This is a genomic window from Streptomyces sp. NPDC059248 (assembly GCF_042753905.1).
Lineage (GTDB): Bacteria > Actinomycetota > Actinomycetes > Streptomycetales > Streptomycetaceae > Streptomyces.
In genome coordinates, this window is sequence record NZ_JBHYZV010000148.1 from 1 (window position 1) to 7,886 (window position 7,886).

At 71.6% G+C, this 7,886-nt stretch carries 7 protein-coding genes and 1 pseudogene; 2 read left to right on the plus strand and 6 right to left on the minus strand.

All coding sequences use genetic code 11. The annotated features are described in order from the left end of the window. Positions 1-7: 7 nt before the first annotated feature. The 3 genes from ACFXG1_RS32630 to ACFXG1_RS32640 form a co-directional block, all read right to left on the minus strand. Positions 8-988, minus strand: coding sequence for a trypsin-like serine peptidase (locus ACFXG1_RS32630; RefSeq protein ID WP_384745803.1), 981 nt, complete (start codon positions 986-988; stop codon positions 8-10). 185 nt (positions 989-1,173) lie between these two features. Continuing rightward, a complete protein-coding gene (locus ACFXG1_RS32635) occupies positions 1,174-1,578 on the minus strand; it encodes a hypothetical protein (RefSeq protein WP_384712237.1) in 405 nt (134 codons plus the stop codon). Positions 1,579-1,777: 199 nt separating this feature from the next. Beyond that, the gene (locus ACFXG1_RS32640) at positions 1,778-1,993 is read right to left on the minus strand and encodes an EF-hand domain-containing protein (protein ID WP_384712240.1); all 216 of its coding nucleotides are present in this window, start codon (positions 1,991-1,993) and stop codon (positions 1,778-1,780) included. 105 nt (positions 1,994-2,098) lie between these two features. On the opposite strand from ACFXG1_RS32640, the gene ACFXG1_RS32645 reads away from it, so the two are divergent. Beyond that, positions 2,099-2,761, plus strand: a complete 663-nt coding sequence (locus ACFXG1_RS32645; protein WP_384712243.1) for a GNAT family N-acetyltransferase — start codon at positions 2,099-2,101, stop codon at positions 2,759-2,761. Between the two features lie 190 nt (positions 2,762-2,951). Here ACFXG1_RS32645 and ACFXG1_RS32650 read toward each other — a convergent pair. The 3 genes and pseudogenes from ACFXG1_RS32650 to ACFXG1_RS32660 all read right to left on the minus strand — a co-directional run. Beyond that, a pseudogene (locus ACFXG1_RS32650) lies at positions 2,952-3,614 on the minus strand (ADP-ribosyltransferase); the annotation flags it as partial. A gap of 154 nt (positions 3,615-3,768) precedes the next feature. Next, complete coding sequence (locus ACFXG1_RS32655; RefSeq protein WP_384712246.1) at positions 3,769-4,959, minus strand: M20 family metallopeptidase; 1,191 nt, start codon at positions 4,957-4,959, stop codon at positions 3,769-3,771. A 102-nt stretch (positions 4,960-5,061) separates the two neighbouring features. After that, the gene (locus ACFXG1_RS32660; protein WP_384745806.1) at positions 5,062-6,615 is read right to left on the minus strand and encodes an AbgT family transporter; all 1,554 of its coding nucleotides are present in this window, start codon (positions 6,613-6,615) and stop codon (positions 5,062-5,064) included. Between the two features lie 114 nt (positions 6,616-6,729). Between ACFXG1_RS32660 and ACFXG1_RS32665 the strand changes: the two genes are divergently transcribed. Continuing rightward, positions 6,730-7,761, plus strand: coding sequence for a winged helix-turn-helix transcriptional regulator (locus tag ACFXG1_RS32665; RefSeq protein WP_384745808.1), 1,032 nt, complete (start codon positions 6,730-6,732; stop codon positions 7,759-7,761). Positions 7,762-7,886 lie beyond the last annotated feature (125 nt).

A 7,886-nucleotide genomic window follows, 5' to 3' on the forward strand; every position in this document is an offset into this window, starting at 1 on the left:
CTCTTCGTCACTCCGGTGCAGCTGAGGAGCCGCTCGCCGAGCTCAGCAGGCTACGGCGCGGGGCGCCCTGGGCCCGGTCGTAGACCTTCTTGGCGGTGGCTCCGAACACCTCGCCGTACATCTTGGTCGGTTCCATGGAGTCCAGGGACCCGTTGACCGAGACGAGGACGCCCTTGCCGGTGGTGGCGTCGAAGTCCGCCAGCCACGGGCCGCCGCTGGCTCCGCCGGTCATGTCGCAGGGGATGAACTGGGTGCCGTCCTCCCTCTTCGTCACTCCGGTGCAGCTGAGGAGCCGCTCGCCGAGCTGCGGGCGGGTGGCGGAGAAGCCGAGGGCGGTGACGGTGCCGCCGACCGGGCGGTTGAAGGCGATGGACTGGCCGCCCACGACGTCGGTGAGCTTGCGGCCGCTCTTGTCGGCGTCGACGGTCAGGGCGGCGACGTCGTCGACCGACTCCTCCTCGAAGGTGCGCGGGGTGGCGACATTGCGGACCGCGAACGCCCCGTACGGCATCTTGCCCGCGTCGTAACCGGGGACGTAGACCATGGTGATGTTGGTGTTGGCGGGCGACGAGCCCCGGCGTACGCAGTGCGCCGCGGTCATGACGGCGGACTTGTTGGCGCTCTTCACCGCCGTGGCCGTACACCAGGTGTCGGCGCCCGCCGCGTTGATGAAGAAGAGCCGGCCCACGGTCGCGGGGGTGTCGCCCTGCCACGGCGTGGCCTTCGGTCCGGTCTCCCCGAGGTCGACGGACTTCCCGACGGCCTTGATCCGGGAGGGCGTCCAGTAGGCGAGGGCCTCGCGGCGCTCGTCCGCCGTGTACGTCAGGACGGAGACCGGGTCGGCGGCCGGGGCGGCGGCCGAGGCGGCGGCGGTCTGGTCGGCCGCGGCCGTCGCCGGGACGGCGAGGGCGAGAGCCGTACCGGCCACGACAAGTGCCGTGGCCCGGCTACGGAAGCGCCGGGTCACGGAAGTCGTTGTCTCGGTCATACGGATGGCTCCTCGGCTGGTGCGGGCGGCGGACTGACGTCAGTCTGTGCCCCGGCGAGGAGAACCCGGCCTGTACGTATGGTGCTGTCGATGTCCTGTGACACGCGTGTGCGGCTACGGGCACACGTGTGACGGAACCAGGGTCCCGGGACGGGTGAAACGGTTGTCCGACCGGCGGCCGCCGGTCAGAGATTCATGATCAGACCGATGGCGAGGGCGACGAGGGCGACGGCGATGAGCAGGGCGCCGGCCCGGGTGATGTGCGTACCCGCGGAGGTCCGGCCCTCCGTGCCGAGGGCGAGGTGCAGGAAGAAGCCACCGGACTGGGCGAGCACGCCGACCAGCAGAAGGACGCCGAGGAGCCATTCGGTACCGGAGCCGAAGTCGGCGCGCGGCAGATAGAGGAAGTAGACGAGGGAGAGCGTCAGCAGGACACCCGCGTGGGCGTGGCCGGCGCGGAAGAATCGTTCGCGCAGGGGGGTGAGGACATCCGGCCGGGTCGTGATGAACTTCAGCAGCGCGTGGCCGCCGAACTCCACGGTGACAAGGGCGAGAACGGCGATGATCGGCAGGAGTTCGGTCGCGTCCATGGCGGGTCGCCTTCGGCCGGGGCTGGCGGGGAACGCTCGCACGCTACGGCAGTCCACGCCGGGTGGCTGTCGGTGACGGGCCGGTCCCGCGACGTTTCACCCCGGATGGCGGGCAGTCGGCCCAAGACGGCCGCGGTACGGGCCGGGGCCGGGGTCATGGCGACCCCGGCCCCTGTCCTGCCGTCTCGGTGAGAACGGGTCAGCTCTTGCTGAAGGACTCCCAGAACTCGTCGAACGTCAGCATGCCGTCGCCGTTGACGTCCTTCGACCGGATAACCGCCTGGGCGACCGTCTCGGTGACGTTGAAGTCCCCCAGCTGCGCCATGACGCTCTTGTACTCCGTCGCCGTGATCAGTCCGTCGCCGTCGATGTCGTACCGGTCGAACGCCTTGCGGGCCTCTTCGATGTCCGCCACTGCTTCCGCCCCTCCTGGGTGCTCTGTTGACGTAGGTCAGATTATCGGTGCGGCGCTGTGGACGACGCGAAGGGGCCGCCGGGGGGCCTCATGGATCATGTGGGCATGAGCGATGAACTGAGGAGGATCCTCGGCGACGCGGAGCGCGGGCGCTTTCCGGCCGCCGACGGACGGGTCGTGATCGTCGGACAGCCCGGCGCGCGGGACGCGGGTGTCCTGGCCTTCACCGCGCACTCGGTCGTCTTCACGGACGAGGACCCGGGTTGGGTGCGCGAGGAGTTGGCGGCGACCCCGTCGGACCCGCTGGCCGCGGCGATGAACCCGGTGTTCCTGGCGGCGATGCTGGCGCGGACGGGGCGCCGGATGAGCACGATCGACCTGCTGGCCGTGGCCCCGGCGCTGCCGGGTGTGCCGCAGATATCCCTGCGGGAGATCGACGACCCCGGACATCCCCGGGTGGCGCGGGCGACGGCGTTCCGGGACGGGGTCCGGGTGTGGGCCGCGGACGGCGGAGTGGTCCTGCTGGGGCGGGGTGTGGCGGGCCGCTGGGAGTGCGCGGTGGAGGTGGACGAGGAGGTACGGGGCCGGGGCCTGGGGCCGGCTCTGGCGCGGGCGGCCCGCCAGTTGGTGCCGGGCGACGCGGTCTGGGCCCAGATAGCGCCGGGGAACGCCCGCAGTGTGCGGGCGTTCCGGTCGGCGGGGTTCATACCGGTGGGTTCGGAGGCGCTGTTCTCCGCGGAGTCCTCCGCCGAGGGCGTGTCCGGCTGAGAAGCGCCGTCCTCGCGGAGGCGGCCTAGCTCGCGACCGGAGTGGTCACCGCGCCCGTCGAACCGGATGAGAGGGGAGTGCCGGCCGGGACCGGGGCGGGGCGCTGGGCCGGGACGGACGGGGAGGTCGCCGCGGGGGCGGGCGGCGCGGCGGGGGCCTTCTCGACGGTCGCGGCCGGGTAGCCCGCGCGCCACGGGACGTAGTGGGGGTTGTCCCGGCAGCCGTCCATGATCTCGGTCTTCTTCTCCTTGTCGACCGGGCAGACCCCGACGACGAACTCCCGGGCCACTCCGCCGGGGAAGGCCACCTCGACCTGGTCGGCGTATTTGTGGGTGTCGCCGATGGTCCTGTTCACATCGACTCCGCCGGGGGCGTCGATGTAGTAGTTCCAGCCGTTCTTCCACGACTTGTACAGATCGTGGTTGTAGCTGGTGGAGACATAGGGGGAGGGCTGGTTGACCAGGACGTACTTCTCGATGTCGTACTGGCCGTCGAGCGGGGCCTTGGGGTGGAAGCCCTGCTCGAAGACGATCTCGGGGCCGCGGCCGTCGGTGCGGTAGAGCTGGAGGCAGTTGGTGCGCCAGGAAGGGGTGGGGGTGATGCGGTTGATGTCGACCCGGCGGTCGGCGGCGGCGTAGAGCCGGTCCTCGACGGCGGGACAGGAGTTGGCGGGCGCGGCGGCGGCCCTGGCGGCGGGCGCGGACCCGGGGGCCGTACCGGCGGAGGTCGCGGCCGTGTCGGAGGCGACGGTGGTCGCGGTCGCGGCGGCCGGGAGGAGGGCGGCGGAGAGGGCGAGGACGAGAACGGCGGCCCGGCGGCGCGGGCGGGTGGCGATGACCATGATGATCACCATCCCGGTCGGGCGACACCGTCGCGGGTAACGTCACCCGCCGGTGGGCGCGTTGAGGACCAGCGTTGACCGGGGCGGTGCCCGCCCGGACGGGATGGTGCCCGCCCGGACTGGTCGGGTTGGCCGTGCGCCGTCCGGGCGGGGTGGGAGGCCCCGGTCAGGCGGCCGGGCCGGGCAGCGGGTCCGCGAGGCGGCGGAGCATGCCGGCGACCAGGGCGGTCTGGGCGGGGACGGTGTCGGGGTAGATGAACTCGGTCCTGGCGTGGGCGCCGTCGCCGACCGCGCCCATACCGCAGAGGACGGGACGGTCGAGGGCGGCGACGAAGTTGGCGTCGCTGGCGCCGCCGACGGCGGCGGTCGGGAGTTCGCCGCGGCCCTGCTCGCGGGCGATCTCGCGGGCGAGGCCGAGCAGGGGCGCCGAGGCGGCGTTGAGGGTCATGGGCGGCCGGTTCCAGGCGTGGTCGATCTCGACGCGGACCCGGGGGTCGCTGACCTCGATGGCGTCCAGCGCGCCGTCGACGCGGTCCTGTTCGGCCGCGCTGCTGACCCGGATGTCGACGCTGGCGGTGGCCCGTCCGGCGACGACGTTCGTGGCGGAGCCGCCCTCGATGAGCCCGGTGTTGATCGTGGTGCCCCGGTCGGGGGCGGCCACGGCCGCGGCGGCGACCACGAACTCGGAGAGTGCCGTGATCGCGCTCGCCCCGTCCTGGGGGGCGAGTCCGGCGTGCGCCTCGACGCCGGTGACCGTGATCCGGAAGATCCCGGAGCCCTTGCGGGCGGTCTTCACCGCGCCGTGGGCGGACGGCTCCAGGACCAGGGTGGCGTCCACACGGCGGGCCACCTCTTCGATGACCGGCCGGGACGACAGGGATCCGATCTCCTCGTCGCCGTTGAACAGGAAGGTGACCGTGGGCAGGGGCGTTCCGCTCTCGCGGGCCAGCTTGAGCGCCCAGACGCCCTGGACCAGACCGGTCTTCATATCGAAGATGCCGGGCCCGCCGAGCTTCTCGCGGCCGTCGTCGGACGGGGCCGGCGGTTCCCAGGCGGCGAGGGTGCCGGTCGGCCAGACGGTGTCGTAGTGGCCGATCAGCGCCACATGCCCGGGGCCGGTACCGGTATAGGTGAGGGTGAGGGTGTCACCGCATTCGCCGCCGGGGTGGCGCTGTTCGCGGTCGGGCGGGCCGAGCCGGCGGACGGCCAGTTCGCGCAGATGGTCCAGGCCCGCCGCGAGGCCGGGCAGATCGTAACTGCCGGTCTCGTGGCGGACGAGGGAGACGATGTCGGCGACGATCTCCGCCGATGCCTCGTGGGCTCGGGTGGTGAGATCGGCGGCGGGCACTGCGGTCATGGTCTTCTTTCTCGTACGGGGCGGTGGGCCGCCCGGGGCGGAGGGGGCGCTCGGAGGCGCGCGGGATCGGCGGGATCGGCGGGATCGGCGGGATCGGCCGGGTCAGCTGATGCCGAAGGGGATGCCGAGCAGGTACCAGATGACGAAGAACGCCATCCAGGCCACCCAGACGACGGCGGCGATGGGGATGGTGAAGGAGGCGAGGGTGCCGATACCGGCGGACTTCCGGTACTGCTGGATGAAGCCCAGGGCCATCACGAAGTAGGGGCTCATCGGGGTGACGCAGTTGGTGACGGAGTCGGCGACGCGATACACGGCCTGGGTGGTCTCGGGCTCGATGCCGATGAGCATCAGCATGGGGATGAGCACCGGTGCCGCCAGCGCCCACAGTGCGGAGCCGCTGGTGATGACCAGGTTCATGATGGTGATCAGCACGGCGATGCCGACCAGGACCGTCCAGCCCTCCAGATCGAGGGCGCGCAGCGTCTCGGCGCCCTTGACGGCGAGGATGTCGCCGATGTTCGTCCACTTGAAGTAGGCGAGGAACTGGGAGATCGCGAAGAACAGGACGAGGATCGGCGCCATCGTCTTGGTGCCTTCGATCATCGCGTCGATGATGTCGCGGGCAGCCGTGAAGGTGCCGGTCATCCGGCCGTAGACGGTGCCGACCAGGGCGAAGAAGAGGCCCAGGACGAGCGCCATGCCGCCGATCACCGGGGAGTTGACGATTCCGCCGCCCTCGCCGCGCAGCGGGGACGATCCGGGGGTCATGGCGGCCACCAGGAAGAGCGCGAAGCCGAGGGCGACCAGACCGGTGACGCGCAGCGCGCGGCGCTGCTGCTCGGTGACCTCGATCGCCTCCCGCTCGGCGGCGTTCGGCGCGGCCACCGGCTCATCGGGTTCGAGATCGGCGCGGCGGGCGATGACCTTGTCGACGACGAGGGTGATGGCGAGGGCGACCAGGACCGACGAGCCGATGCCGAAGAAGTAGTTGCCGACCGGGGTGACGACGTAGTCGGCGTCGATGGTCTGGGCGGCGGCCGTGGATATCCCGGAGAGCAGGACGTCGGTGGTGGTGAGGGACGGCGAGGCGTTGTACCCGGCGGAGATCGAGACATAGGCGACGATGCAGCCGAGTACCGGGCTGCGGCCCGCCGCGCGGAAGATCAGCGCGCCGATCGGGACGAGGGTGAAGTAGGCGGCGTCGCCCGCGACATGGCTGACCATCGCCGTCAGGGACAGGGCGAAGGTGAGGTACTTGCCGGGGACCCGTTCGACCATCCGGCGCAGCAGGGCGGAGAAGAGCCCGCTCTTCTCCGCGACGACGATGCCGAACATCACGGTGAGGATGGTGGCCAGCGGGGGGAAGGCCGCGAAGTTGTCGACCGCCCCCTCGATGGCCATCGTGAGCCCCTCCTGGCTGAGGAGGCTCTTCACCGTGATGCTCTCGCCCTTGCCGGGGTGTACGGCGCTGACGTCGATCGTGGCGAGGACGGCGCTGAGGACGGCGACGACCCCCGCGAGGATCCAGAACAGCCAGAACGGGTGGGGGAGTTTGTTGCCGACCTTCTCGATCGCGGCGAAACTCCGGAACGCGATGCGCAGGGCTCTCGACTGCGGCTCGGACGGCCGAGGCTCGGCGGAGGTGGCGCTCATGGGACCTCTTCGTACAGGTGAAGGATGTTCCTGCGAACAATGGCACCTGAGTGAGAGATTCTCTAGACCTTCTAGATAACAGTGGGATTAACCAGCGGGCTAAGGTAGGGCGCCATGACCCGTCCTCTGCTTGACGAGCTCGACCGCCGTCTTATCGGCGCGCTGCATCTGGCACCTCGCGCCACCTGGGACGATCTGGGCGGGATCCTGGCCGCCGACGCCAGTACCCTCAAACGCCGCTACGACCGGTTGTTCGAGGCCCGGATGGTCCGTGTCATCGGGCAGGCCGACTGGGGCGTGCACTCCGCCTCGATGCCGGTCCATGTCTTCCTGGACGTCAGCGGCGACACCCCGCTCGCCGTGTTGGACCGGCTGCGCGATCTGCCGCATCTCCCGGTGCTGGCCCAGATCTCCGGCGACTATCCGGTGTACGCCGTGGTCCACGCCCCGTCGGAGGCGGCCACCAGCCGGGCGATCGACCGGATGTTCTCCGTCCCGGGGGTCCGCCGGGTCAAGGCCCTGCCCGCCCTCAGCACCCTGCGCCGGGGCATCACCTGGGATCCCGGGTTCCTCACCGGGGTGGAGCGCGACGATCTGCTGGCGCTGATCGGCGCCCGGCCGGGGGCCACCGCGACGGCCACGACGACGCCCCCCGCCAAGCCGCTCGGGGACGCCGAGCGGACCGTGGTCGCCCTGCTGATCCAGGACGGCCGGGCGTCCGCGGCCAGCATCGCCCGCGCGGCCGGGCTCGCCACCTCGACGGCGCACCGGGTCGTCCGCAGGGTCCTCGACGAGGGCTGGGTCAGGCCCCGGCTGGAGATCGTGTCGGAGTGGCTCGGCTTCGAGACCCCGTTCATCCTGCGGCTGCGGGTGGCGCCCGGGGAGACACCCGAGGTGATGCGCCGTATCGACCATCTCCCCCAGACCCGTCTGGTGGCGCATGTGGCGAGCGATCTGTCGGTGCTCGCGGCCGGTCTGGTCACCGACCGTTCGGCCGTGGCGCGCTTCGTCGACGACGAGCTGTCCGCCATTCCGGGCATCCTCGGCGCCGGGGTCGACATCATGCTGACCGAGCCGCGCCGGTACTGGCTGGACCGGGATCTCGCCTCCGGCCTGGGCATCTTCCACGCGCCCGAGCTGCTGTGAGCCGCGGGCCCCGCGACCGGTCGGATCGCCCGGCCCGCGGCATGCCCCGCCAGCCCGGTGTCCCGGGTGGGCGGCCCGGTGAGTGGCCCGGGCAGCGGCCCCGTCCGCGGAAGACGCCCGTGTGT